The organism is Devosia naphthalenivorans (assembly GCF_003056355.1).
GTDB lineage: Bacteria > Pseudomonadota > Alphaproteobacteria > Rhizobiales > Devosiaceae > Devosia > Devosia naphthalenivorans.
In genome coordinates this window covers 1-615 of the sequence record NZ_PYVW01000048.1, presented here as the reverse complement: position 1 = coordinate 615, position 615 = coordinate 1, and the positions used below count along the sequence as shown (strand labels likewise).

Sequence of the window (615 nt, the reverse complement as noted above, 5' to 3'; positions counted from 1 at the left end):
TGACCGATTGTTTGTCTTTGGCCTGGATGTCGATCGAAGAGGTGCCGGTTTCGTTGAAGGTAATCTTCAGATTGTCGCCGCGCAGCAGATTGATGCCGTTGAACGAAGCGTCGTCGGACATTTTATCAAGCTGGTCACGCAATTCGTTGTACTGGAGTGCGAGATCGGCGCGGACAGAGTTACCCTCGATGGTGGATGCGGTTACCGAGGTGGTACCGGCGACCTTGAGGTCTCCGGTGGACAGGTTTTCAATGCGCAGCTTGCCGTTGTCGTTTGAGGCACGGACGGCGCCTGCAAGTGTGCCACCTTCTTCGGCCGCGGTATTGATGGCGTCAACAGCTTCATCAAGAGACTTATCGGCAACCGAGATCGAGATTGCCGTGCCCCCGATTGCCACTCCAGTCGCACCGCCTTCGAACGTAACGGCGGAGCCCGTCGCAAATTTCCCGGTGGCAGCCACAATGTTAGTGCCAGGGTCATAGGAATCGGTCTCGAACGATTTGTCCTGACGCGCCTGGCGCAGGGTCGACTGCATCGATTCAAGCGTTTTTGTGATCGCGGTCAGGCCGTTGTTAGCCGCTTCGATGGTCTTGATGCCGTTGGCCATCGAGTCCA

The 615-nt window shown here is 56.7% G+C and carries 1 pseudogene; it reads right to left on the bottom strand.

The window, feature by feature from the left end:
- Nucleotides 1-607: pseudogene (locus C8264_RS21945) on the bottom strand (hypothetical protein); the annotation flags it as partial.
- Nucleotides 608-615 lie beyond the last annotated feature (8 nt).